Raw genomic sequence first — 21,802 nt, 5'->3', positions numbered from 1 at the left:
CGCTCCTCGGCGCCGCGCTGCCAAAACCTCGCCAAAACCGCGCAAAGCCCCGAGCGCCCTGGTCCGATATCGATGAGCTCTCCTGCAGATCAGCTGACGCCCTCGCCGTCCCGTCCGGGCTTCGGCGTAACCGCGCGCTACTGGCTGCTGATCCTGCCGGCCCTGGCGCTGATGATCGTTTGTTATATCTACCCGATCTCGAAGGTGCTCTGGTTGAGCGTCACCGAGCCGCAGCCGGGCCTCGACAACTACGCCATGCTTGCGACCAGCGCGTCGATCCAGCGCATGCTGGCGACGACGGCGCGCATCAGCGTCATCAGCACGCTGATCACGCTCGTGCTCGCCTACATCGTCTCCTACGCGCTGGTCCATGCGAGCGAGCGGGTCCGGCGCTGGATGTTCCTCGGCGTTCTCGTGCCGCTGTGGATCTCTGTCCTGGTGCGCGCCTTCGCCTGGTTTGTGCTGCTGCGGCGCGAGGGTCTCATCAACAACATCCTGATCTCAAGCGGACTGGTTGACGCTCCGCTCAGCCTGATCTGGAACGAGACCGGTGTGCTGATCGGCATGGTCCACTACATGCTGCCCTTCGGCATCCTCCCCATCTACGCCAACATGCGCGACATCGATCAACGATGCGTTGCCGCAGCCCGGGGCCTCGGTGCCAGCCGCGCCGTCGCGTTCCGCCAGGTGTTCCTGCCATTGTCGATGCCCGGAGTCGTCGGCGCCAGTATCCTCGTGTTCATCTTCTCCCTCGGCTTCTTCGTGACCCCGGCCATTCTCGGCGGCGGCAAGACTCTGATGATCGCCGAATATATCAAGGTCCAGATTCTCGAGATCGTCCGCTGGGGCGTCGGCAGCATGCTGGCCGGCACCCTGCTCATCATCATCGGCGGGCTGCTTGTCGCGCTCGCCCGCGTCGTCGATCTGCGCAAGCTGTTCGGGTCCATATGAGCACCAGCAGCACCGCATTCGAGGGCTCCTCGCCCATGACGCGCTCGATCGCATGGGCGATTATCTGCTTTCTCGTCCTGCCCATCACCATCGTCTTCGCCGTGTCGCTGACCGATCGCCCCTATCTGTCGCTGCCTCGCGACGGCGTCTCGCTGCAATATTATCGCAACCTGCTGACCAGCCAGGCCTGGCTGACGAGCATCCTGCACAGCCTCGTCATCGCGATCTGCTCGACGGTCATCGCGACGGTCGCCGGAACGCTCTGCGCTATCGGATGCTGGCGTCTCGGCAACCGTGCCAGCAATATCGTCCGCCTCGTCATGCTGATGCCGCTCATGGTGCCGACCATCGTCTACGCGCTCGGCATCTATCAGGTCTGGGTGGACCTCAGGCTGATCGATACCTACACCGGCGTGATCATCGCCCATGCGGTGACCGGCATGCCCTATGTGATCATCACCGTCTCGACGGCGCTCGCCGGCTTCGACCCCAGGCTCGAACAGGCGGCCCTCAACCTCGGCGCCAGCATTGGCCAGACGCTGCGCATGGTCATCATCCCGAACATTCTGCCGGGCATCATCTCCGGCGTGATCTTCGCCTTCATCCACAGTTGGGATGAGCTGGTGATCGTGCTGTTCATTGCCGGCCGCGGGGTTTTCACGCTTCCGCGGCGGATGTGGGACGGCATCAACGAACAACTCGATCCCACCATGGCCGCAGTCGCCGCCGTGCTCATCCTGATCACGGTCAGTCTTCTCTTCATCGATATCGCAGTCCGGGCGTACCGCTCGCGTTGAGCCCGCATGCGCCACACCAACCACTTCCCGCAGGAGACCCTCATGTCGATCATTTCCGAGCCAGAATTTCGCTACAACATGCTGATCAAAGCGTTTCCGTCGCGCGCCGAACCGGCGTTCGAGACGGAATCGGAGCAGGTCGGCGTTTGGGGGCGCCGCTGGGGCTGCAACAACGACGTCGGCCAGATCCGGATGGTGCTCATGCATCGCCCCGGCGCCGAGTTGAATATCGTTGACGCGAACAAGCGCCTGCCCGAGATCGGCGCCTTCGGCGACCCCGAGCAAGGCTGGTACTGGCGCGGCGACGTGATCCCGGATCTGGCCGCACAGCAGAGCCAGCATGACGCGCTCGCTCAGGCGTTACGCGAGGAAGGTGCGGAGGTCGTCTATGTCGATCAATGCGCGCCGGGCAAGATGAAGACCGTCTACACGCGCGACAGCGTGATTGCCGTCGACGGCGGCGCCATCGTCACCCGCCTCGGCCCCCCGATCAGGCGCGGGGAAGAGCTGCCGGTCAGCCGTACCCTGGCCAAGCTCGGGATGCCGATCCTCAGGACGATCTCCGGCACGGGACTCATGGAAGGTGGCAGCTTCGCCTTCATCACGCCCAAGGTCGCGGTCGTGGGGCTGTCGAGCCGCGTCGACGAGGAAGGCGCACGCCAGCTCGAGGAAGTGTTGCGCACGCAGGGCGTGGAGCTGCTGCGCGTCCAGCTGACCGGCTATCGGCTGCACATCGACGGCATGTTCGTGATGATCGACCGCGATACCGCCTTCGTGAACCCGACGTTGCTGCCGTTCTGGTTCCTTGAAAAATTGAAGGAACTCGGGATTCGTCAGATCGAGGTCTGTCCCGATGACCAGAACTGGGTGATCAATTGTCTCGCCGTACGCCCGGGCCATGTCATCGTGCCCGAAGGCATTTCGCCGCGGACCATGGAGAAATTCGCCAAGGCCGGCATCACCACGCGCGTTGTGGCTTACGACAAGGTCGCGCTCGGCGGCGGCGGCATCCACTGCTCGACCTCGCCGCTGATCCGCGATCCGCTCTGACTGTCATGAGCACGAGGCGGCAACGACATCTGCCGCCTCGTGACCGCGCTGAGAGCAAGGGTCTACCAAACGGAAACCAAGCATTTCCGAAACCCGCCTTGTGACCCGGCGGCCATCCACTAGATGTCGTCGATCCTCCCCACAGAGACCTGATCGATGACCCCACCGCTTCAATTCGGACTGGATACCTTTGGCGACGTCACCAGGGACGCCACCGGCGCCATGCTTGAGCACGCGCAGGTGATCCGCAATGTCGTCGACGAAGCCGTGCTGGCCGACGAGCTCGGCCTCGACTTCATCGGCCTCGGCGAGCACCACCGTGCCGATTTCGCGATCTCCTCGCCCGAGACCGTGCTCGCCGCGATCGCGTCGCGTACCAGGCGCATCCATCTCGGCTCGGCCGTGACGGTGCTGAGCTCGGACGATCCGATTCGCGTGTTCCAGCGCTTTGCCACGCTCGATGCGCTCTCCAACGGCCGCGCCGAGGTCATCCTCGGCCGCGGCTCCTTCACCGAATCCTTTCCGCTGTTCGGCTTCGACCTGCGCGCTTACGAGGCGCTGTTCGAGGAGAAACTCGACCTGTTCACGGCACTCTTGTCGCAGCAGCCGGTGACCTGGGAGGGCAAGCTGCGTCCGCCGCTGAAAGATCAACTGGTCTATCCGCCGGTCGAGAGCGGTCGGCTGAAGACCTGGATCGGCGTCGGCGGCAGCCCGCAATCGGTGGTGCGCGCCGCGCATTACGACCTGCCCCTGATGCTCGCGATCATCGGCGGCGATCCCGCGCGCTTTGCGCCCTACGTCGAGCTTTATCACCGCGCCTTCAAGGAGTTCGGCCGCCCGGCACAGCCGATCGGCGTGCACTCGCCTGGCTACGTCGCCGAGACGGATGAGCAGGCGCGCGAAGAGCTGTGGCCCGACTACAAGGCGATGCGCGACCGGATCGGCAAGGAGCGCGGCTGGCCGCCGATGGGCCGCGACGAGTTCGTCAATGAGGCCGAGCACGGCTCGCTCTATGTGGGCTCGCCGGAAACCGTCGCGCGCAAGATCGCCAAGACCGCAAAGGCGCTTGGCATTTCGCGCTTCCAGCTGAAGTATTCGGCGGGGCCTTTGCCGCACGAGAAGCTGATGAAGAGCATCGAGCTTTACGGGCGGAAAGTGGTGCCGATGGTCAGGGAGATGATGGGGTGAGGCGATAGTCCGTTTTCACTTTCGCTCACCAGAATCTCTTCTTCGCGAAGGCGTGGCCCGAACCCGACTTCAAATAACGTTCGAAGGCTCTCGCCTTCTCGATATCTGAGAAGGCCACATAGGTAACCAGCCTCCAAGGCATGTATTTGGAGGTATGCGGAGACTTGCCCGCGTTATGATCCGCTAGCCGCTTTTTGAGGTTCGCCGTCAGGCCAATATAGCGCCGACCGCCGAAAGCGTCGCTCTCCAAAAGATAGACATAGGGCCGCCCTCCTTCGCCAAGGCTTCGGAGGGCATCCTGCTTCGCGCAGTTGAAGGCTGTAAATCCTGCGAAGCGCGTCAGCGCGAAGCAGGATGGTGGGGGAGGCAGGACTCGAACCTGCGAAGCCATGAGGCGGCTGATTTACAGTCAGCTCCCTTTGCCACTCGGGACACTCCCCCGCTCGACGGCAGCACAATCGGGCCGGACCTTGCCGGCGACCGAAGACGGCCATGGAACGTGAAGGCCGCGACAGCCCGGATGGGGGCGCGACCGGGCGCGTTTATGGGCGATGCGGTGGGGCAAAGTCAACCGAGGCGAACAGCTAAAATCGCCCCCGAAGCCACCCAAATTGCCATATTCCGGGACCCGTGACACAAGCGAGCCCATGAAGGACAAAAAATTCACCCCAAGGGGCCCCCGCGGCGGGGCTAAGCCCTTCAACAGGCCCGGAAAATCAGTCGGTCGGCCGGCTTGGCGCGACCGCGATTCGCAGTCCGACGGACCGGTCATCCTCTATGGCTGGCACACCGTGACCATGGCGCTGGCCAACCCTCAGCGGCAGATCCGCAAGCTGACGCTGACCGAGAACGCCGCAAAGCGGCTTGCGGACGAGAACATCGCGACCCGCGTCGCGCCCGAGATCGTCCGGCCCCAGGAGATCGACCGCCTGCTGTCGCCCGACGCCGTGCACCAGGGCCTGCTGGCCGAGGCCGACGCCCTGCCCTCGCCCGACATCGAGACCCTCGACCAGGAAGGCATGGTGCTGGTGCTCGACCAGATCACCGATCCGCACAATGTCGGCGCCATCCTGCGCTCCGCAGCAGCGTTCGCGGTGAAGGCGATCGTCACCACGGCGCGCCACAGCCCCGAGGCAACCGGCGTGCTGGCCAAGGCCGCCTCCGGTGCTCTCGAGCTGGTGCCAATGGTGACCGTGCAGAACCTCGCCCGAGCGCTCACCGCGCTGAACGAGCGCGGCTTCCAGACCGTTGGGCTGGACAGCGAAGGCAGCGAGGACCTCTCGAACGTCACGCTGCGCGAGCCGCTCGCGCTGGTGCTTGGTGCCGAAGGCAAGGGCCTGCGGCAACTGACCCGCGAGACATGCAGCGTCGTGGCGCGGCTCGACATGCCCGGCGAGATCAAGAGCCTCAACGTCTCCAACGCCGCCGTGCTCTCGCTCTATGTCGGCGCGAGCCGGCTCGGGCTGATGAAGCGGTAGAGCGTTTTCGAGCGAATTGGATACCGGTTCGCGTCAAGAAAACGCGTCAAACTAAGAATCCAAACAACAAAACGCCCATCCGCATCGCGCGGACGGGCGCTTCGTCAACTCAACCAATCAAACGATCAGTAATAGCGGCGCAGCACGCGGTGGCCGCCGTAATACGGCGCGCGGTGGGCGTAGCCGTAGCGCGGACCGTAGCCGTAGTGCGTGCGCGGCAGATAGCCGTAGCGCGGGCCATAGCCGTAGCGATACGGACGGTAGTACGGGCGCTGATAGGGATAGGCGGCGGCGGCACGATAGCCATAGCCGTTGCCGTTGCCGTAGCCATAACCACGGCCGTAGCCGTAGTTGGCGGGCGCGACGACTGCGTCCTCACGATAGGTCGGGTACGGCGCGAATGCGCCCGGTCCGGTGTAGGTCGGGCCCTGGTTGACGTAGTAATACTGCGTGGCCGGCTCGGCGAGGTGCTCAAAGCCCCATCCGCCATAACCCGGGCCATAGCCCCAGCTACCGCAACCCGTGTTGCAGCCGCTATAGACCGGCGCAACGGGTGCGCACGTGCTGAAGCCGCAAGCCGCGGCGGGCGCGGTGGCGACGAACATCACGGCAGCCGCCGCAACCAGTCCCGAAATCATCTGACGCATTACTCTCTCCTGTTGATTTTCGTATCTTGGATTTTTTCTTGAATTTTTGACGTTTCTTAAGTTGACGGCCTTCCGGGCGCCTCTACATGCGGCCGCGGCCGAGGACGCCGCGGACGGTCGTTGATCTCAGGCGCAAAGATCACCGGCGGCGGATTGACGGGCACGTCCATCTGCGGCGGTAGCGGCGCCGATTGCACACCCCAGCTCTGGTGATAGCTCTCGGCGGGCCTGGGCAATTTGCGGTTCGCGGGCGGCTCGACCTCGAGCCGGCCGTAGCCGGGCCGCAAGCCCATGGTCGGATAATAATGGCCGACGTCCTCGGGCTGCCGCTCGGCGATGTAGCGCCCGCCATAGATGGTCGGCTGCACCTGGACGTTCTTGCCGAGACCCCAGACACCCTCGACCACGCTGTAGGACGCGTCGATGTTGTCGATGATGATGGGCACGCCCGGGCGGCCGGGAACGACGATATCGAAGCCGCCGCCGGCAAACGCCGTCGCGGGCAATCCGATCAGAAAGGCGGCGAGCGCGAGAGCGCGCATGGAAGGATTCCGGTTTATCCGACGCTCATCCTATCCGATCGCCACGCGGAGAGGGTTAAGGCCCCCTCACCAATTTCCGGTAAGCCTAACGCGCAAGGGTCGACAGCGGCTCAAATGCCGCAAGCTGCGCTAGCGAAGCGTTAACGGGACGCAAACCCGCCGCACATGCTGGATCGCACGAGGTTGCGTGGTACAAACTGCGCATCCTCGGCGGGCTCACGTCGATGTGACCCCACATGCGAGAAACCGCGGAACGACTGCCGGATGGCGCGCTTAGCACAGGTCTCAACAACACAGAGCAAATGCCATGACGAGCCTGAAGCTTCTTGGCTTGGCCGCGATCGTCGCGTCCTCGCTGGCAACGCCGGCCTTCGCACAAACGACAGTCGACAATTCGGGCCGCTGCACGGGGCTCTTCCAGGATCCCAATTGCCAAAATCTCACCCCCGGCAATCCCACCACCGATCGCGCCTACCGGCGCCGGCACATGGCCCGCGGCCAAGTGAATTCGAATGACGGAACTCGATCGGGATTCTGGCCGGTCGACACCGCAGGCGCCGTTGCTGGCGCCGCCGTCGGCACCGCGGCAGCCGTTGCATCCGCGCCGTTCCGCGGCTGGGACAATTCCTACGCCTATGACAATTCCGGTGGATATGCCGGCGGCCGTAGCGAAATGGGCTGGTATGGCAATTGGGATACCTATGCGGCCCGCAACGGCATCGTTTGCCGGCCCGGGACCTGGTACAAGGGAGCGGACGGCCTCCAGCACATCTGCCAGTAACACGGCACAAGTCGGGTGAAGAGGATCAGGCGGCCCTACGGGCCGCCTGTTTCATGGCGGCGAAACGCACCTCTGGAAGCATGGAATGCCGAAAAGTTCACTTCACGGATATGAGGTGACACATGAAACGACTACCCGGCACCGCCACCATCGGCAGCGCCGCTATCATCGGGTCGTGGAACGGCGACAAGGCTGCGATGGCCAAGTGGTGCGCTGGCGCTCCCAAGACGCTGCGCATGATCGAAGAGGGTATGAAGCCATGAAGTATGCCCTCACCTCCGTCACCATTCTCGCTCTGCCCTGCAATGCGCAGACGCAGACGCAGACGCAGACGCAGACGATGGAGGAAAAAGGTCGCTAATGCTTTAGCGCGGCGCGTTCGCTATCATCTTAGCGACCCTTTCTCTTCATGATCTCGTCTATCATCATGAGCGTATCTTTGTACGCTTGATCCATCACCGGGCGGCAAGTGCCCTCGTATTGATCACGCAACACTTTGATGTTGTCGCACTTGCGCGACATCTCGTTTGTCATCTTGTCGTTGGCGACCGTAGCTAAGGCTCCAACCGCTTCTTTGGAAACGCCCGCCTGCGCACCTATGCGAATGCTGCGACCGTGCAACACGCCTGCTGCAGTCTTGAGTTTGCCGAGCAAAGGGTCGCTTGGGTCTTTTTGCTCACGACAGACGGCATCAATAGTCGCGTAATTCGCGCAGTTGATTGCATCGTCTAGAGGCGCCGCGTGAGCGTCGGCGGCTGCGAGCGCAGCGGCGATGGCGAGAAAGCGTTTCATGTCTCGTCCTCACTCCAAAGGAACGTATTTGGTTCCGAGACCGCGCAAGGCTTTGACAGCTTTGGAGCACCATTCGTTTTGTCAGCTTTAGTCTTCCAGGAATCGGTTGACGGTTGCGTCGACGATCATCCGCTCTTTTGGTCCGACATCCTTCGCCCGTACGTCCTTGAAACGGGGCAGTCTGGTTTCACAAAGCGATTTCCGGCTCTACACATTTTCTGCCAGGCGGCGGTGCGGACAAGAGCGCAAGCCAGTCAGACTAGACCTACACCCCGACTGCGGCTATATCGACGCAAACGCTGCCCGACCGTGCACCCCAACGTGCCGAGCGGACAAGTTTCTTCTCGTTAACTGCTTATAATTGTTTGGTTTTGCCGGCTTAGCTCAGCGGTAGAGCAGCGGTTTTGTAAACCGAAGGTCGGGGGTTCAATCCCCTCAGCCGGCACCAGCGCTTAGCTTGTTTTATTTCGATGTCCCTCAACCGGGCGCGGCGCTTGTACCCTTAGTTGTTTTCATTCTCGAGGCTGGCTTTGCTCTAACCTAATTTTTTTGACCGGCGTCGATAGACTTTGGACAGGGCCGCCCCACAAAGGCGGCCCTTTCTTCTGCGGGCTTCACACCCCATCTGCAGCCTATGCGTACTGCGTTCGAATTCTGCCTGACGACTTAGGATACCTAGGGTGAAACAGCATCTCATATCGACGCAACGTTGATGACATCCAACGTCCCGCGAAAGACCATGTCACCCGCCACATAAAGGATGACGGCTAGACCGACGTAAGCGATCCATCGATAAGTTTGCAGAAGGCGCGCAATGAAAGAAGCGGCCACGCCCATCATCGCGATGGACAGCCCCAGGCCGAAAATCAAGATCATCGGATGCTCGCGTGCTGCCCCTGCCACGGCCAGAACGTTGTCGAGAGACATGGAAACGTCGGCCACGACAATCTGCCAACTCGCTTGAGCGAGTGTTTTGCGAGCTTTGCCGCCTGCAATTGCTCCAGCTGCGTCCATCGCACCTGTTGGCCCTGTGGAGGATGTGCGCAACTCTCGCCACATTTTCCAGCATACCCACAACAACAGGATCCCGCCGGCGAGCAAGAGGCCGACGATCTGGAGGATTTGCGTCGCCAACCCGGCGAGTAAGACGCGCAGTATCGTCGCGGCAACAATACCGATCAAAATCGCCTTGCCTCGTTGCGCCTCAGGAAGTCCGGCTGAAGCAAGACCGATGACGATGGCGTTATCGCCAGCGAGCACCAGGTCGATCAGAACGATCTGCAAGAAAACGCTAAGGACATCTGTATCGAAATAATCAGGCACGGGTCATGTCCCCGCCGCAGGGAAATGGGCAGCTGCAAGCGAGATCGCATACGTCTATCGGATCGGTTGACCGATACCTGCCACCAAGAAACGGGGGTCCTAACGCCGCCGGTTATCAGGGGCTAGCGCTATCGCCTAGAGCCGCGTCCGAATGTAGTCTGACCGGTTGCTCGAAAAGAAGTGCCACTTGATCTGGTTCGCCAAGAATCGCTGCGGCACAACCCAACATGGTCAATGCCCCGGCAACATCCCATAGCGTTACATTTTCTAATGTCGCATTTCCCGACTTTGCCCAAGCCAAGACCGCAGTGATCATCGCGTCTGAGAAAAATAGAATACTGAGCGCTGGTAAGACGAGCTGGGAATCCAGCAGGAGTATCATCAAGAATGCAGGAGCTGCGACCAGTATGCTCAACACCGCGCATGTGCAAAATGCCTGCCGCCAAGAAGCATTCCTGTTTGTCCAACTTGCACGAGAAAGGATCATTTGATCCTCCTGCATAGGAGCATTTTTTAGCGCCACTCACCTGCTGAACTACTCTGGTCTAGCTGATCGTTTTCCGACGTCTCCCCATCAATGTTTTGTCCTATGCCGCTGACTCTCAATTAGCGTAAGAATGCCAGCGGTCACCACGGCAATAACGACGACGGCTGCCAGCGCCTCGACAGAGGCCAAGGTCCCGTACCACTTGTTCCAAAGCTCAATCATGTGCTGGCTTCTCGCGAGAGCGCACCCACGATCGACAAGATCTGCTCTCCAAGAAGAACGAACTGGGCGATCAAAAAAGCAATGCTACTCATCGTCGCGCGGTTTTTCACCGCGCGGCAAGGTGACTTATGTGGCAAGCCTAAGCTGAGCTTCATTGCGGAACCGGAACTAAGAACCTAGCGTTCCCACAGCTCAATATCAGCGCGCGGATAGCCACGAACCACAGCCCCACGAGCGCGAGCACGGCGCCGATGACCTAGCTCCGCATGAGTCCCTCCCTATTTGCAGTAACTATGCGCGAGCGCGATCAACAGCCGGCCATGGCCACGGCTTCGCGCAAGCTTCTCGGCCGCAGCCTCATTGCCGCCAGCCTCGGCCAGCAGGACCCGCGCGCCGGCACAGAACGCCGGCAGATCCGCGCACTGGAAGCCGGCGCCCATGGCGACGTAACGCGCGCCGCCGAAACAGGCGTATGGATCGAGATCGGCGGCATGCGCCGGCGCGGCCGACAATGCGACCCCGAAGGCGGCCGCGAGCGTGAGCCGCTTCAACCGAGCACCACAAACAGCAGTGCCGCAGTGAACGGGAACGCACACCACATGCACAGCGCTGTGGTCAGGCTTCGTAGATCGCCTTGAAGGTCGGGGGTTCAATCCCCTCAGCCGGCACCAGCGCTTGAGGCGGAAACCTCAGCTTGCATTCTTCGGCACACTGCTTTGCTGGAAGTGCTCTGCACCGTTGATTTCGACCCAGCCATGTTTCGACTGCTCGAAAACCGATCTTAGCGGAGCCGGGAAATACGGGTCCGCCATCACGCCGACGGCGACGCCGATCATCCCTGGCAGATTGTCCGCCTTCCAGCACATCGTCGAACCGCAATGGGTGCAAAAATAGCTGCGGACCTTGCCGCCGCTCGCGGCCTTGCGAACGTATTCGCTTGGGGTCCCCGAGATCGTGACGGCCTCCGCCGCGTAGAAGGCACCGACGCCGAAGGGCGCACCGGTTCGGCGCTGGCAGTCCATGCAGTGACAGGCAACCACCGCGCGGGAAGGCCCCGCGAGCGACAATGCAACGGCGCCACAACTGCATCGGGCATCGATCATCGCGCCTCCCTGCCTCGCGCTCACTCCGTCCCCACCTCGAACGCCAGCAGCACGTTGCCGGCGACGCCGCTCCATTGGCCGTAGCCGGAATTGGTGTAGAGCATGCCGCCGGCGATGACTGGTCCGGGACCGTCGATCGCGCCACCATGGGCGGGGACGCCATTGACGGCCTTGTAATCCTGCGCGGTGTCGAACTCCCAGAGCAGCTTGCCGTCGCTGGCATAGGCCCGCAGGAAGCCGCTGACGCCGCCGGAGAACACGACGCCGGGGATCAGGCTCACCGCCGCCGACAGCGCGGGGCTGCATTGGAGACGATCGCCGCAGGCGACCGGAGGCACCTCCATCACGACTGTCCCGTTGGCGAGATCGAGCCCGAACAGGCCGCCGCCTTGCGTGGAGTCGAGACGTCTGGTGCCGTCACGCAGGAAACGCACGTCGGAGTTCGCGACATAGATGCGATCCTGATCGGCCGCCGAGCCCCATTCGCTGCCGCCAAGCGCACCGCCCTTCCCGATCCGCGTCTGCCACAGGATCTTGCCGCCGTCGTCGGGATCGAGCGCGTGCACGACGCCGGATTTCTGTGCGATGGCAAGAACGCGCCTGCCGTCGCGCAGGGTCACCAGGATCGGAGACTGGCCGAAATCGTGGTCGGGTCCGTGATCCTCAGGACAATTGGTCTTGTCCGCGGCGAAGCATGCCACGACATAAGCGTCCTTCGGCGTGGCCTGCCGGCTCCAGAGCAGCTTTCCCGTCGCAAGATCGAAGGCGAGAATCGCGTCACTCGTCGCGGATGGCGGATTCGAATAGGAATTGCTGGTCGCGACATAGATCGCGCCGCGCTTCACATCGATCGTCGGCGCCGACCAGATCGCGGCACCGGACGGGCCGAAGAGCTGCACGCCCCTCGCGTTCTTGTCGGTCGGATGCGGCACTTCCGGGATCGTATAGGCTTGCCAGACCAGCTTGCCGGTCGCGGCGTCCAGCGCCACCACGCTGCCGCGGAAGGTGCAGCATTCGTAAGAGGCTTGCGAGCCGGCGGCCTCCTCGAGCGAGGACACCGGCACGTAGAGCACGCCGGAATGCAGCACCGGCGCGCCGGTGATGCGCGCGGCCGGATGCTCCTCGACCTTCGTCTTCCAGATCAACGCCCCCGTCAGCGCGTTCACGGCATAGGCGTTGGCGCGCAAATCGCCGAAGAAGATCGCGAACTGATCGGAGCCGGGAAGCGGCGCGACCGTGATCGCGGCGCGCACCGCCGCATCGATCGCGAACGTCCACAGCGTGCAGCCGGTTCGCGCGTCGAGCGCGTGCACCTTGCGGTCGGTGCCGCCGATGAACAGCAGGCCGCCCATGATCGTCGGCGGCGCAAAGGACACCGAGGCGCCGGGAAACGCGTAGGCCCATTTCAGCCGCAGGCGCGGCACCTGCGCCGCGGTCAGGCCCGCCATGTCAGCCGGCTGGAAGCGGCTGTTGTTGAGGTCCACGCCCCACCCGTTCCAGCGTGGACCGTCGAGCGGTTGCGGAAAGCCGCTGATCTGCTGCGTGCAGCCGCCCTGCCCGTCAGACGCGCTGCTGATTGCGGCCTTGCCGGTGACGAAAGCAGCAATCGCGCGACGCTCGTCGTCGCTGCGCTCCTTCGCCATCGCGGCCATGCTGCCGGAGGTCAGCGTCCCCAGCACGTGATCGAACGACATCGCCTGCATGGCGCCGCGCGCGGGCGCGCGGTTCTGGGCGTCGCCGGCATCGTGACATTGCGCGCAATGCGCTGCGTAGAGCGCGGCGCCGTCCCGCTGCGCCAGTGCTGGCGTGGAGCACCAGATCAACAGAGCCGCTACGGCAAAACTCGGCTTCATGGCGTTCTCCGGTATCGTCGGCACGCGACCTAAAGACCGCGTCACACAACCTGAAGTGTATCGCCAGTGCGATCGCGGACGCAATGGACGTTCCGCCTGCGTCCGTCACATCGCCGTGGCCATGCGGATACGATCGGGCAGTTCATCCAGACGCCATAGGGCAAGGCTCTTGTCGCGCCAGCCACCGCCGCCCTCCTCGCAACGCTCGTTGATCAGCGCGCGCGGCGACGGCCAGTTGAACGGCGCCTTCTCCATGTTCAGCGCGCGCCAATCGCCATCCGCGCAATCGCGATTTGCATCCCATTCGGGAAACGTCGTGACCAGCAGGAAGCCCGCGCCGCTCTCGGCAAAGCGGGCAACGGCGCGGGCGATGTTGTCGAAGCTCAAATGAACCAGGCAGTCCCGGCACAGAATGACATCCGCGCGCGGCAGCGCATCGCGCGTGATGTCGGCAACGAGAAACCGGCCGGACAATTCGCCGCCGGCCACACGCCGGCGATTGGTCTCGATCAGCGACGGCACGATGTCGATGCCGGTGTAGTCGAGGTCGAGCTTGATGCGGCCGATCCAGCCGGCATCGCCGCAGGGCGCATCGAGCAGCGAGCGCGCGCCGAGCCGTTGCAGCAGGGGAGGAAGCTCCTCCCGGATCGCGGCGGTCGCCGGGTCCTCCGAGCCGAGCCCCGAGACGGATGTGGCCGCGCCCCACAGGTTGGTCCGCTCGATCCGCTCGAACCGCGCGGCGAGATCGAGGCCGGCAAAGTTCTCGCGGTCCGCAACGAAGCGCTCATGGGCGAGCACGGGCGGACGATTGGTGATCATCGGGCGGGACTCGCGTCAAGATTCCGTCGCAAGCATACAGCCGACGCGTCGCCTCCGAAATCGCCAGCCGCTTCCCTCACGCCGGCTTCTGCCACTCCATGATGTGGAAATAGGGCACGCGGCGATGAACGGCATTCCTCTCGGGATCGCCGCCTGCGGGCTCCGGCTCGACGAACAGACGCAGCTGAAGGCCGTGATCGAGCAACAGCGTCATGTAGGTGCTGAGCGGACGATGCCAGTTCTGGATCCGGATGCCACGCCAGCTCACCCAGATCGGCCGCTCATCCATGTAGTGGTCGATCGAAAAGCGCGGGATACCCTCGCCGTCCCGCGTCCAGCCGTCGGGCTGGCCCGCGGTGTTGAAGCTGGTCAGGTTGGCGATCAGCAGCGTGCCGCCCGGCCGCAGCGCCGCCACCATCTTCGCGATGGCCGCGCCAAGGTCGGGCATGTCGATCAGGCTGAGATAGCTGACGACCAGGTCGAATTCCGCACTGACCTCCATCGTCTCGGCGCGGCCGAGCCGATAGTTGCCGGTCGGGTCCAGCTCCCTGGCGCGCGCAAGCAACGCTTCTGTCGGATCGAGGCCAGTGGTGCGGATGCCGGCGCGCTGCATGATGCGGCAGAAGCGCCCCTCCCCGCAGCCGACGTCGAGCGCATTGCGAAAGCTGCGCCTTTCGATCCGCGCCCGCATCGGCGCGTCCAGGACGAAGCGGCGGCCGTAGTCGCCGTCTTCTCCCTGCTCGACGATCCAGGCGGCCGCGGACGCGGTCCAGCCGTCGCTGACGTCCTCGTTCATGGGGCGACCTTCGGGAATGGAGTCGGCCGCGCGCATCGCGCTGCGCGGCTACTGACCACGGATTGGATCAGAGTTCAACATCGGGTAGCCTGCGCATCCGATGCGCTCGACCACCAGCAAAGAGAAGGCCAAAATCGTTGCCGGCGCCGTGACGGCCGTCGTCATGACGGCCATGCTGTTGGTGTTCGCGCTCGGCCTCTTGCTTCCGCATTAGGCGCGGTGAGCGCGGCGGACGAGTGCCGCCGCGCACAATTACGCCGCGCGCACGGTCCGCAAGAATTTTCCGACCTCATCCTTCAGCCGGTTGCTGTCGGTCGCCAGCATCTTGGCGGTCGAAAGCACCTGCGAGGACGCCGAACCGGTCTCGGCCGCGCCGCGCTGCACGTCGGTGATGTTGGTGGAGACCTGCTGGGTGCCGTGAGCGGCCTGCTGCACGTTGCGTGAGATCTCCTGGGTCGCGGCGCCCTGCTCCTCGACGGCCGCGGCAATGGTGGACGACACCTCCGAAAGCCGCTCGATCGTCGCGGAGATGTCGCGGATCGCGTTGACGGATTCCTGGGGTCGCGGTCTGGATTCCGGAAATCTGCTGGCTGATCTCGCCGGTCGCCTTCGCGGTCTGCTCGGCCAGCGTCTTCACCTCGGAGGCGACGACCGCGAAGCCGCGGCCGGCCTCGCCGGCGCGTGCCGCCTCGATCGTGGCGTTCAGCGCCAGCAGGTTGGTCTGGCCGGCAATGGTGTTGATCAGCTCGACGACATCGCCGATCCGCGTCGCCGCGATCGAGAGCTCGCTGACCCGCTCGGTCGTGGTGCGCGCCTGGGTGACGGCCTCGCCCGCCATCCGCGCGGATTCTTGCACCTGCCGGCTGATCTCGTTGACCGAGGACGACAGCTCCTCCGTGGCGGTCGCAACCGACTGCACGTTGCCCGTGGCTTCACCCGAAGCGACCGCGACCACCGAGGTCAACTCCTGCGCGCGGTGCGCGGTGGTGGCCAGCGTCGAGGACGACGCTTCGAGCTCGGTGGAAGCGGACCCGACGGTTTCGATGATCTCGCCGACCGCGCGTTCGAAGCCGTCGGCCAGGTTGACCATGTCACGGCGGCGCTGCTCGGCAGCCTGCTTCTCGATCTCGAGCTGCGCAGCCTTGAGGCGTTCGACCTCGAGCGCGTTGGTCTTGAACACTTCGACGGTCCTGGCCATGTCGCCGATCTCGTCGCTCCGGTCCTTCTCGGGCACCTCGGTCTTGAGATCGTTGCGGGCGAGACCCTCCATGGCGAGCTTGAGCCGGGCGATCGGCCGGGACATCGCATTGAGGCCGATGAACAGCGCGATCGCGATGCCGACGATCAGGCCGCCGGCGCTGACTCCGATCACGGTCCAGGTCGCGGATCTGGCGTCGCGGTTGATGGCTTCCTTGCGGGTGCTGACCGCCTGCGCGGACTCGGTCACGAACTGGACGATGCGTGCGAGGGCCGCGTCCAGCACCGGATCGCACTCCTTGTGCGCACGTTCGGCGGCCTTGGCATTCTCCTCCACGCTGCTTGCCTGCGCGCCGGCCTGAAGTACCGGATCGCAGCTGGCGAACGCGGCCTTCAGCTGGTCCCCGATGCTCTTGACCTGGCTGGCGCGCGAGGGGTCGTCCTGCACGGCCGCATCGAGGAATTGGCCGATTTCGCTGCGGTTCTGGTTCGCGATCTTGAGACGGCCAGCGTTGCCCGCCTCCGTCGCCTCGGTGAAGACCGCATAGAGCGCGGCATGATAGGTCTCGGCGCGGCGCTGGGCCCGCGTCAGGTTGAGCGCCGAGGATTGCGCGGCGGAGAGTTCGGCGAATCCGTCGACGGTCGCCGAAAGTTCACGCGCGGCGAAGCCGGCGACGGCGAGCATCGCGCATCCCATCACCGCCACGATCAGTGCGACCTTCCACACGATTTTCAGATTGTTCAAAAAGCTCATCACAGCCGCCCCAATGCTTCTGCCGACGCATAATCCCAGCAACGGGCATTGGAACCGGCGGACGTTAAAATTTGATGCCAAATCCCCCGAGTAGTCTTACGGAAAAATAACTATTCGGGGGGTCGGCGTAAGCCTCGTGTAAGCTTCTGCCTGTTTTGGGGGCGTGATCCGGACATGACCGGCCGGAACCGGTCGCCGACGTCAGTCGTTGTCGGCCCATGCGGATCAAGGAAGAAAACCGAAACATGTTTCTGCTGGCGACGGTGACGCTGAGCTGTGTCGCCGTGGCCGGCACCGTTGCGCTGTTCGAGCTGGCACCAGCGCCGGCTCCGGCAACGCAGGTCGCCGAACGCGCGGCGATCGACGTTACGGCTCCGACACCAGTCCGGGTGGTGGGGGCGCCGTTCGAGCCCAACATTAACCCGCGCGAGCGATAGCGCTCACGTCGGCGATGCCTCTGTGCCTGCCTCAGGCCGGCCTTGGGCCCGCGCCAATTCCTCCACGAACGCGATCACCTCCGCCCGCTTGTCGGGCGGCAGCGACAAGAACGCACGGACGAGCCTCAGGCCCTGCGCTTCGTCCGACTCGTCTAAATTGACGTCCATTCCCCACTGTCGGGCGAGCGGGAAAAATATGCAATCCCCAGCCGGACACCTCCTTGATTCGGCCGGCCAGCTTTGCTGGAATAGCTCCAACAGAGGTGGACCATGAAGTGGATCAGCGAGCGCGACGCACTGATCGCGCAGACAATGGCCTTCGTCCAATCGGTAACCGGCAAGAAGGGTGACTTCCATCCGCCGGAGAAACCGACGGCTGCACCGGACGTGCCGGTGGGGACCGTCACCGTCGAGACCGTGGCGGTCGAGACATTGGCGGTCGAGATCAAGCCGCCGCCAGTCCCGCTTGCCCCGCCCGTTATGATCCCGCCAGCACGGACAAGCGGCGATTTCCGCTCCGAGATGCAGGCCCGCATCGCCAATTTCCGCAAGCATCAGGAGCGATTCGAGCGTGAGCGGGAGGAGTATTGCGCGGCGACCCTGACCAGGCTCCGCGCGGCCATTCGCGACCCCTCCCTCCGTCCGCCAGCCGAAAACTAAGGCCGACGGTCGATCAGACACCTACAGCCAGGACCAAACCAACCAGAGATTGGCCGCACAGGCGCTGAGCAATCCCAGCGTCAGTGGCAGCAGCATGTGCCCGCAGCAGGTCTTGAGGTCGGTCGTCATGGCCGAAAACATCCGCTGATTCCGGCAAATGAGTCCCAGGGATTCTTTTTCTTGGGATTCAGGACTCGTTAAAGACTCAGGGTCCGCGGCTCCGATCACGCCCCCGTGATCGTCCCGGAACCCCCTGCCCCATGAGCCGTTAGCGTGCTTTCCGGGAGCGGGAAGAATGCCCTACGCCTTGTTCTGCAACGACGCCCAAATCAGCAAGGCCTATCCCAGCGAGGCCGATGTCTGGCAGCTCGCGCAGCAAAGCGGCCTCGTCGTGGATGTCAGCACCGACGACCAGCGCCACGGGCCGCGCCGGGTCCTGGACAATGATTACGAGATCAAGCCCTGCCGGGCCGCCCAGGGCGAGGACCCCGCCAGGAACAAGGCCGAGGCCGAACAGCAGTCGAGGATGGAGCTTGCGCTGAATTCCTGAGGTTAGACCCAGGGTATCTCAGGAAGGGATCTCAGGGGGTCGCGGTCGCTAGCGAGGCCTGCTCGCCCGCCAGCACCACGCAGGCCTTGCGACGGTGCAGCCCGCGGATCGCGCCCGTTACCTTCAGCACCTTGCCGGATGGGCAGGAAGCGTCCTTGACGAAGGCCACCTCATAGGGTGCCAGCATCAGAGGCTCGGATTTGAGGATTGTCTGTGCAGCGCACGGCAGGGAGATGAAGCACGAGAGCACTACTGCCGACACAAAGATACGCATGTCCGTCGTCCCACCAGCCCGGTAATTCTCATATAACGCCTTCCGGAGCGCGAGTTCCGTAGGCGGCAAAAATTATTTTTGCTTTACGCCAGTCCCATGACGCGCGTGAGAACGCGCGCGCCAGACCGTTTGCCTGCAAATGACGCGCCAGATGGTTCACGCAAAGCAAACAACAGGCAGGCAAACAAGGGTCTGGCAAACGAAAGGCCGGCGTGAGCCGGCCCTTATCAGGTCGTGGTCGCTGTTGGGCGTCAGTAGCGCGAGGCCGCCGGTCCGCCCCAGCCGAAGCGGTAGTTCACACCGACCTTGACGGTATGCTCGTCCTCCCGGCCCCGGACGCCGACGACGTCGGCCGGACCGGAGGTGAAGGTCGTGCTGCCAAAGTTGTAATACTGGTACTCGGCCTTGGCCGACCAGCTCGGTGCGAACATGTATTCGAGGCCGGCACCGACAGTATAGCCGTCCTTGTTGTTGCCAGTGGCGGTGAAGGGCTGCGCCACGCCGGCGACGTTGACGCCGAGGCCGCCATTACGCCAAGCGTAACCGCCCTTGGCATAGACCAGCGCCGGTCCCCAGGTGTAGCCGATGCGGCCGGTCACCGACCCGAGCTGGTCGGTGTTCGACGTCACCTGCGTCCCCAGCGGGAACGTGACACCGTTGTTGTTGGTCGGCAGCCAGGAATATTGGGCCTCGATACCCACCACCCAATTGGGCGCAAACTGGTAGTCGAAGCCGCCCTGCACGCCGCCCAGGAAACGGGCGTCGCTCGACTGGAAGCTGCTGTCACCCGCGAACGCGCCGCCGACATGGCCGCCGATGTAGAAACCGGTCCAGTTGTAGATCACCTGCGGCGGCGTATAGGCGGGCGCCTTGGTATAGGTGCGCGGCTGCATGTCGGCCGCGGCGGCCGGTGCAGCCAGCGCCAGCAGAGCAACGGCGCCCAGCAAAATCGTCTTCATGATCATCCCCGTTCTTTCAAATTCGACACTCAGGAAACAACGTGGCGTGAATTAGGTTGCTTCGCGGCGATGCCGGAACGTTGATCGTCTGTAACTGTGACGGGGTGGCAACAACGCGATTTTGTTCCGTCACACCTGCTTGCACCGACTGTTTTCGTCGTCTGCGTAAGGCGGGCTGTAACGATCTGTCGCAAGGCAAACCAGCCCCGTTCAAAAGCTCGCCAAATTGTGATCCAGCGGCTCCGGCGGCCCCTGTCCTAGCACCTGCCGATGAAGGCCGGCTTTGCGCTACCGCGCCATCTTTTCCAGTTCCGGAAAGGGTGCGTAAACCGCACCGGCGCAGAGCTCGCCGGCGCGATCGACGATGCGGTCGCCCCGCCCGTTGACGAAGACGGCGGCCCGTTCGCGCATGCCCTTGTAGCTGCCGTCGGTCTCGCGTGGCGTGAAGTGCAGGCAGGCGACGTAGAACTGCCGTCCGCCGATCTCGCGCAGCACCGGATCGGCCATGGTGGCCTCGCGCACGCCGACGGGATTGTTGAGGTAAGCGCGCATCAAGGCCAGCGTGTCACTGCGAAAATTGTCGGGAAACGGCTGCGGCCCTCCCGCCTGGGTCCCCTCCATCAGGGATGGACGATCACCGTCGCTGCCGAAACATGCCGCGAGCGCCAGCGGCAAGACCAGAACCAACGCCAAGATCACCGCACGCTTCGCCAATCGCCCCACAGGCCCCGCTCTCCGCTCGATCAGACTCGGAGGATGTTCTAGCTCCAAGGTTGCACGAAGGGAATTCGCTCCTGCTCGTAGGCTGCGCAAATAACGCACCGCCCCGCCGCCGGCGCCTGCGCTTTCGCGCTGACGCCGAGACGACGGGCCGGGCCTGAATTCCGCACGCGGCGGCGGGCAATGCCAGGGATGCCGCCGCGCCGGATCAGTCGTTAGCTGCGCTTGTCGATGGCCGCCGGCTTGGTCACGTCAGGCTGCGCCTTCAGCGACTTCTTGGCCGACAGATGCTTGTTGTGGTGGCGATGCGTGCGCACGGCCTTGTGCTCGTCGGGCGTGACCGCGGCATTGGCATTCATCGCCTTCGACTTGGTATCCACCCTGGCGTCCGCCTTGACGTCGGAGGCCTTCGTGTCGGCCTTGACACCGGCCTCGGGTTTCGTGGCGGTGGTCGACACCTTGGTCTGGCTCTGGTCCGCCTTGATCACCGGCGCGGTCGTGGTGGTCTTGCCGGCTTCAGCGGCGAAGGCCGGGGCTGCGATTACGGAAGCGGCGAGCAAGGCTGCGGAAATGGTCTTCAACATGGTCGGTCTCCTCTTGGAAGGATCTTGAGGCGGCGCCCTCTCGCCTACTCTTCGATCGTGGGTGGGAGCCTAGGCGGCGTGCACTGAACCCAATCTGAAGCCCATCGCAGGCTTCTGTTCATCTCGATGACAAGTTTGTCATCTGCGAAGGGGCGAATAGATCGTGCGAAGCGGGAATGTTTTTGCCCGCTGGGTGTTCCGGTCTTTGGGCAATCGTGTAGGGTCGCCACGTTCCATACGGGAGAAGATAGATGCGCAAACTTTCCATGCTTCTGGTACCGGGGCTTGTCTCGATGGCGTTGGCCGCCGGACCGATGCTGACCAGCGCCTACGCCGCGGGCAGCGACGAGCCCTCGCCGCCGCCAAAGTCGGACAGCTCGGCCAAGAAGGGGAAGAAGAAGAGCTCCTCCATCAGCGATCCCAAATTCCTCGCGGCCTATCGCACCGCCTACACCACGATCTACGACGGTCACGACTACACGAGCGCGATCGGCCAGCTGAAGTCGCTCGAGCGCGACGACGTCGCCGACGTCGCCAATTTGATCGGCTACTCCTATCGCAAGCTCGGCGACTACCAGTCGTCCAAGGTCTATTACGAGATCGCACTGAAGGACGATCCGAACCACGTCCGCACCTGGCAGTATTACGGCCTCTGGCAGCTCGAGCAGGGCAACCGCGAACAGGCGCAGTACCACCTGAACAAGATCGCCTCGCTTGCCGGCACCGACAGCTCCGAGTATCGCTCGCTCGCCGCGGCGCTCGACAAGCCGACCGGCGCGACGCTCGTCTACTGAGACATCGCATCCTCGAACGAAACGAGCGGGCACAACCTCGGGGT

Annotated in this window: 25 protein-coding genes, 2 tRNA genes and 2 pseudogenes; 12 read left to right on the top strand and 17 right to left on the bottom strand. The window is 63.6% G+C overall.

What is annotated here, in order from left to right; all coding sequences use genetic code 11:
• The first annotated feature begins 72 nt into the window (after nt 1–72).
• From ABIB99_RS06595 to ABIB99_RS06580, 4 genes are all read left to right on the top strand, one after another.
• Nucleotides 73–951 (top strand): ABC transporter permease, encoded by an 879-nt coding sequence (locus tag ABIB99_RS06595; RefSeq protein WP_354175160.1) that lies wholly within the window; start codon nt 73–75, stop codon nt 949–951.
• Nucleotides 948–1,748: an ABC transporter permease gene (locus ABIB99_RS06590; protein ID WP_354175159.1), complete on the top strand. Its 801-nt coding sequence runs from the start codon at nt 948–950 to the stop codon at nt 1,746–1,748. Before ABIB99_RS06595 ends, ABIB99_RS06590 begins: the two co-directional genes overlap by 4 nt.
• 42 nt (nt 1,749–1,790) lie before the next feature.
• The gene (locus ABIB99_RS06585) at nt 1,791–2,798 is read left to right on the top strand and encodes a dimethylarginine dimethylaminohydrolase family protein (RefSeq protein WP_208087468.1); all 1,008 of its coding nucleotides are present in this window, start codon (nt 1,791–1,793) and stop codon (nt 2,796–2,798) included.
• 156 nt (nt 2,799–2,954) lie between these two features.
• On the top strand, nt 2,955–3,986 hold the full coding sequence (locus ABIB99_RS06580) for an LLM class flavin-dependent oxidoreductase (protein WP_354175157.1): 1,032 nt from the start codon (nt 2,955–2,957) through the stop codon (nt 3,984–3,986).
• A gap of 25 nt (nt 3,987–4,011) precedes the next feature.
• On the opposite strand, the pseudogene ABIB99_RS06575 reads toward ABIB99_RS06580, so the two are convergent.
• Both ABIB99_RS06575 and ABIB99_RS06570 read right to left on the bottom strand, forming a co-directional pair.
• Nucleotides 4,012–4,248: pseudogene (locus ABIB99_RS06575) on the bottom strand (GIY-YIG nuclease family protein); the annotation flags it as partial.
• A gap of 93 nt (nt 4,249–4,341) precedes the next feature.
• Nucleotides 4,342–4,427 (bottom strand) — tRNA-Tyr (locus ABIB99_RS06570).
• Nucleotides 4,428–4,633: 206 nt separating this feature from the next.
• Here ABIB99_RS06570 and rlmB point away from each other — a divergent pair.
• Entirely contained in the window at nt 4,634–5,464 is an 831-nt protein-coding gene (rlmB, locus tag ABIB99_RS06565) for a 23S rRNA (guanosine(2251)-2'-O)-methyltransferase RlmB (RefSeq protein WP_354175155.1), read from the top strand.
• A 125-nt stretch (nt 5,465–5,589) separates the two neighbouring features.
• Here rlmB and ABIB99_RS06560 read toward each other — a convergent pair whose 3' ends face one another.
• Entirely contained in the window at nt 5,590–6,111 is a 522-nt protein-coding gene (locus tag ABIB99_RS06560) for a hypothetical protein (RefSeq protein WP_354175154.1), read from the bottom strand.
• Between the two features lie 56 nt (nt 6,112–6,167).
• Nucleotides 6,168–6,653: a hypothetical protein gene (locus ABIB99_RS06555; protein ID WP_354175152.1), complete on the bottom strand. Its 486-nt coding sequence runs from the start codon at nt 6,651–6,653 to the stop codon at nt 6,168–6,170.
• A 307-nt stretch (nt 6,654–6,960) separates the two neighbouring features.
• On the opposite strand from ABIB99_RS06555, the gene ABIB99_RS06550 reads away from it, so the two are divergent.
• Together ABIB99_RS06550 and ABIB99_RS06545 are read left to right on the top strand one after the other, a co-directional pair.
• Complete coding sequence (locus ABIB99_RS06550) at nt 6,961–7,434, top strand: hypothetical protein (protein ID WP_354175151.1); 474 nt, start codon at nt 6,961–6,963, stop codon at nt 7,432–7,434.
• A gap of 122 nt (nt 7,435–7,556) precedes the next feature.
• On the top strand, nt 7,557–7,697 hold the full coding sequence (locus tag ABIB99_RS06545) for a hypothetical protein (RefSeq protein WP_354175150.1): 141 nt from the start codon (nt 7,557–7,559) through the stop codon (nt 7,695–7,697).
• 127 nt (nt 7,698–7,824) lie between these two features.
• Here ABIB99_RS06545 and ABIB99_RS06540 read toward each other — a convergent pair whose 3' ends face one another.
• Nucleotides 7,825–8,226 carry a hypothetical protein gene (locus ABIB99_RS06540; RefSeq protein ID WP_354175148.1) on the bottom strand — a complete coding sequence of 134 codons (402 nt, stop codon included), beginning with the start codon at nt 8,224–8,226 and terminating at the stop codon, nt 7,825–7,827.
• Nucleotides 8,227–8,599: 373 nt separating this feature from the next.
• On the opposite strand from ABIB99_RS06540, the gene ABIB99_RS06535 reads away from it, so the two are divergent.
• Nucleotides 8,600–8,674: transfer RNA gene (locus tag ABIB99_RS06535), tRNA-Thr, on the top strand.
• Between the two features lie 245 nt (nt 8,675–8,919).
• Here ABIB99_RS06535 and ABIB99_RS06530 read toward each other — a convergent pair.
• The 8 genes and pseudogenes from ABIB99_RS06530 to ABIB99_RS06495 all read right to left on the bottom strand — a co-directional run bounded on the left by ABIB99_RS06530 (nt 8,920) and on the right by ABIB99_RS06495 (nt 16,780).
• A complete protein-coding gene (locus tag ABIB99_RS06530) occupies nt 8,920–9,549 on the bottom strand; it encodes a TerC family protein (protein WP_166092433.1) in 630 nt (209 codons plus the stop codon).
• A gap of 115 nt (nt 9,550–9,664) precedes the next feature.
• Nucleotides 9,665–10,036: a hypothetical protein gene (locus ABIB99_RS06525; protein ID WP_081369447.1), complete on the bottom strand. Its 372-nt coding sequence runs from the start codon at nt 10,034–10,036 to the stop codon at nt 9,665–9,667.
• Between the two features lie 500 nt (nt 10,037–10,536).
• The gene (locus ABIB99_RS06520; protein WP_354175147.1) at nt 10,537–10,809 is read right to left on the bottom strand and encodes a hypothetical protein; all 273 of its coding nucleotides are present in this window, start codon (nt 10,807–10,809) and stop codon (nt 10,537–10,539) included.
• A 138-nt stretch (nt 10,810–10,947) separates the two neighbouring features.
• Nucleotides 10,948–11,361, bottom strand: a complete 414-nt coding sequence (locus tag ABIB99_RS06515) for a GFA family protein (protein ID WP_354175145.1) — start codon at nt 11,359–11,361, stop codon at nt 10,948–10,950.
• Nucleotides 11,362–11,381: 20 nt separating this feature from the next.
• Complete coding sequence (locus ABIB99_RS06510) at nt 11,382–13,214, bottom strand: outer membrane protein assembly factor BamB family protein (protein ID WP_354175143.1); 1,833 nt, start codon at nt 13,212–13,214, stop codon at nt 11,382–11,384.
• A gap of 105 nt (nt 13,215–13,319) precedes the next feature.
• Nucleotides 13,320–14,033, bottom strand: a complete 714-nt coding sequence (locus ABIB99_RS06505) for a class I SAM-dependent methyltransferase (protein ID WP_354175142.1) — start codon at nt 14,031–14,033, stop codon at nt 13,320–13,322.
• A gap of 76 nt (nt 14,034–14,109) precedes the next feature.
• Complete coding sequence (locus ABIB99_RS06500; protein ID WP_354175141.1) at nt 14,110–14,829, bottom strand: class I SAM-dependent methyltransferase; 720 nt, start codon at nt 14,827–14,829, stop codon at nt 14,110–14,112.
• A 252-nt stretch (nt 14,830–15,081) separates the two neighbouring features.
• A pseudogene (locus tag ABIB99_RS06495) lies at nt 15,082–16,780 on the bottom strand (methyl-accepting chemotaxis protein).
• Nucleotides 16,781–16,998: 218 nt separating this feature from the next.
• Between ABIB99_RS06495 and ABIB99_RS06490 the strand changes: the two are divergent.
• The 3 genes from ABIB99_RS06490 (at nt 16,999) to ABIB99_RS06480 (ending at nt 18,427) form a co-directional block, all read left to right on the top strand.
• Nucleotides 16,999–17,217, top strand: coding sequence for a hypothetical protein (locus ABIB99_RS06490; protein WP_354175140.1), 219 nt, complete (start codon nt 16,999–17,001; stop codon nt 17,215–17,217).
• 270 nt (nt 17,218–17,487) lie between these two features.
• Complete coding sequence (locus ABIB99_RS06485) at nt 17,488–17,877, top strand: hypothetical protein (RefSeq protein WP_354175138.1); 390 nt, start codon at nt 17,488–17,490, stop codon at nt 17,875–17,877.
• 295 nt (nt 17,878–18,172) lie between these two features.
• Entirely contained in the window at nt 18,173–18,427 is a 255-nt protein-coding gene (locus ABIB99_RS06480) for a hypothetical protein (RefSeq protein WP_014494365.1), read from the top strand.
• A 31-nt stretch (nt 18,428–18,458) separates the two neighbouring features.
• Here ABIB99_RS06480 and ABIB99_RS06475 read toward each other — a convergent pair whose 3' ends face one another.
• From ABIB99_RS06475 to ABIB99_RS06460, 4 genes are all read right to left on the bottom strand, one after another.
• Nucleotides 18,459–18,701: a DUF6719 family protein gene (locus ABIB99_RS06475; RefSeq protein ID WP_038935984.1), complete on the bottom strand. Its 243-nt coding sequence runs from the start codon at nt 18,699–18,701 to the stop codon at nt 18,459–18,461.
• Nucleotides 18,702–18,952: 251 nt separating this feature from the next.
• Entirely contained in the window at nt 18,953–19,660 is a 708-nt protein-coding gene (locus tag ABIB99_RS06470) for an outer membrane protein (protein WP_071917379.1), read from the bottom strand.
• Between the two features lie 288 nt (nt 19,661–19,948).
• The gene (locus ABIB99_RS06465; RefSeq protein ID WP_187388016.1) at nt 19,949–20,383 is read right to left on the bottom strand and encodes a hypothetical protein; all 435 of its coding nucleotides are present in this window, start codon (nt 20,381–20,383) and stop codon (nt 19,949–19,951) included.
• 212 nt (nt 20,384–20,595) lie between these two features.
• Nucleotides 20,596–20,964 (bottom strand): His-rich protein BRANT, encoded by a 369-nt coding sequence (locus tag ABIB99_RS06460; protein ID WP_354175136.1) that lies wholly within the window; start codon nt 20,962–20,964, stop codon nt 20,596–20,598.
• Nucleotides 20,965–21,215: 251 nt separating this feature from the next.
• On the opposite strand from ABIB99_RS06460, the gene ABIB99_RS06455 reads away from it, so the two are divergent.
• A complete protein-coding gene (locus ABIB99_RS06455; RefSeq protein ID WP_028150223.1) occupies nt 21,216–21,758 on the top strand; it encodes a tetratricopeptide repeat protein in 543 nt (180 codons plus the stop codon).
• Nucleotides 21,759–21,802 lie beyond the last annotated feature (44 nt).

Source organism: Bradyrhizobium sp. LA6.1 (assembly GCF_040547805.1).
Lineage (GTDB): Bacteria > Pseudomonadota > Alphaproteobacteria > Rhizobiales > Xanthobacteraceae > Bradyrhizobium > Bradyrhizobium barranii.
The sequence above is the reverse complement of the archived record's forward strand: the minus strand, read 5'-3'. Positions and strand labels throughout refer to the sequence as shown.

What these genes read in the sequence shown, in the direction of transcription:
- ABIB99_RS06595 (WP_354175160.1), top strand. Translation starts at nt 73, where the DNA reads ATGAGCTCTCCTGCAGATCAGCTGACGCCCTCGCCGTCCCGTCCGGGC.
- ABIB99_RS06590 (WP_354175159.1), top strand. Translation starts at nt 948, where the DNA reads ATGAGCACCAGCAGCACCGCATTCGAGGGCTCCTCGCCCATGACGCGC.
- ABIB99_RS06585 (WP_208087468.1), top strand. Translation starts at nt 1,791, where the DNA reads ATGTCGATCATTTCCGAGCCAGAATTTCGCTACAACATGCTGATCAAA.
- ABIB99_RS06580 (WP_354175157.1), top strand. Translation starts at nt 2,955, where the DNA reads ATGACCCCACCGCTTCAATTCGGACTGGATACCTTTGGCGACGTCACC.
- rlmB (WP_354175155.1), top strand. Translation starts at nt 4,634, where the DNA reads ATGAAGGACAAAAAATTCACCCCAAGGGGCCCCCGCGGCGGGGCTAAG.
- ABIB99_RS06560 (WP_354175154.1), bottom strand. Translation starts at nt 6,111, where the DNA reads ATGCGTCAGATGATTTCGGGACTGGTTGCGGCGGCTGCCGTGATGTTC.
- ABIB99_RS06555 (WP_354175152.1), bottom strand. Translation starts at nt 6,653, where the DNA reads ATGCGCGCTCTCGCGCTCGCCGCCTTTCTGATCGGATTGCCCGCGACG.
- ABIB99_RS06550 (WP_354175151.1), top strand. Translation starts at nt 6,961, where the DNA reads ATGACGAGCCTGAAGCTTCTTGGCTTGGCCGCGATCGTCGCGTCCTCG.
- ABIB99_RS06545 (WP_354175150.1), top strand. Translation starts at nt 7,557, where the DNA reads ATGAAACGACTACCCGGCACCGCCACCATCGGCAGCGCCGCTATCATC.
- ABIB99_RS06540 (WP_354175148.1), bottom strand. Translation starts at nt 8,226, where the DNA reads ATGAAACGCTTTCTCGCCATCGCCGCTGCGCTCGCAGCCGCCGACGCT.
- ABIB99_RS06525 (WP_081369447.1), bottom strand. Translation starts at nt 10,036, where the DNA reads ATGATCCTTTCTCGTGCAAGTTGGACAAACAGGAATGCTTCTTGGCGG.
- ABIB99_RS06515 (WP_354175145.1), bottom strand. Translation starts at nt 11,361, where the DNA reads ATGATCGATGCCCGATGCAGTTGTGGCGCCGTTGCATTGTCGCTCGCG.
- ABIB99_RS06510 (WP_354175143.1), bottom strand. Translation starts at nt 13,214, where the DNA reads ATGAAGCCGAGTTTTGCCGTAGCGGCTCTGTTGATCTGGTGCTCCACG.
- ABIB99_RS06505 (WP_354175142.1), bottom strand. Translation starts at nt 14,033, where the DNA reads ATGATCACCAATCGTCCGCCCGTGCTCGCCCATGAGCGCTTCGTTGCG.
- ABIB99_RS06500 (WP_354175141.1), bottom strand. Translation starts at nt 14,829, where the DNA reads ATGAACGAGGACGTCAGCGACGGCTGGACCGCGTCCGCGGCCGCCTGG.
- ABIB99_RS06490 (WP_354175140.1), top strand. Translation starts at nt 16,999, where the DNA reads ATGCGGATCAAGGAAGAAAACCGAAACATGTTTCTGCTGGCGACGGTG.
- ABIB99_RS06485 (WP_354175138.1), top strand. Translation starts at nt 17,488, where the DNA reads ATGAAGTGGATCAGCGAGCGCGACGCACTGATCGCGCAGACAATGGCC.
- ABIB99_RS06480 (WP_014494365.1), top strand. Translation starts at nt 18,173, where the DNA reads ATGCCCTACGCCTTGTTCTGCAACGACGCCCAAATCAGCAAGGCCTAT.
- ABIB99_RS06475 (WP_038935984.1), bottom strand. Translation starts at nt 18,701, where the DNA reads ATGCGTATCTTTGTGTCGGCAGTAGTGCTCTCGTGCTTCATCTCCCTG.
- ABIB99_RS06470 (WP_071917379.1), bottom strand. Translation starts at nt 19,660, where the DNA reads ATGAAGACGATTTTGCTGGGCGCCGTTGCTCTGCTGGCGCTGGCTGCA.
- ABIB99_RS06460 (WP_354175136.1), bottom strand. Translation starts at nt 20,964, where the DNA reads ATGTTGAAGACCATTTCCGCAGCCTTGCTCGCCGCTTCCGTAATCGCA.
- ABIB99_RS06455 (WP_028150223.1), top strand. Translation starts at nt 21,216, where the DNA reads ATGCGCAAACTTTCCATGCTTCTGGTACCGGGGCTTGTCTCGATGGCG.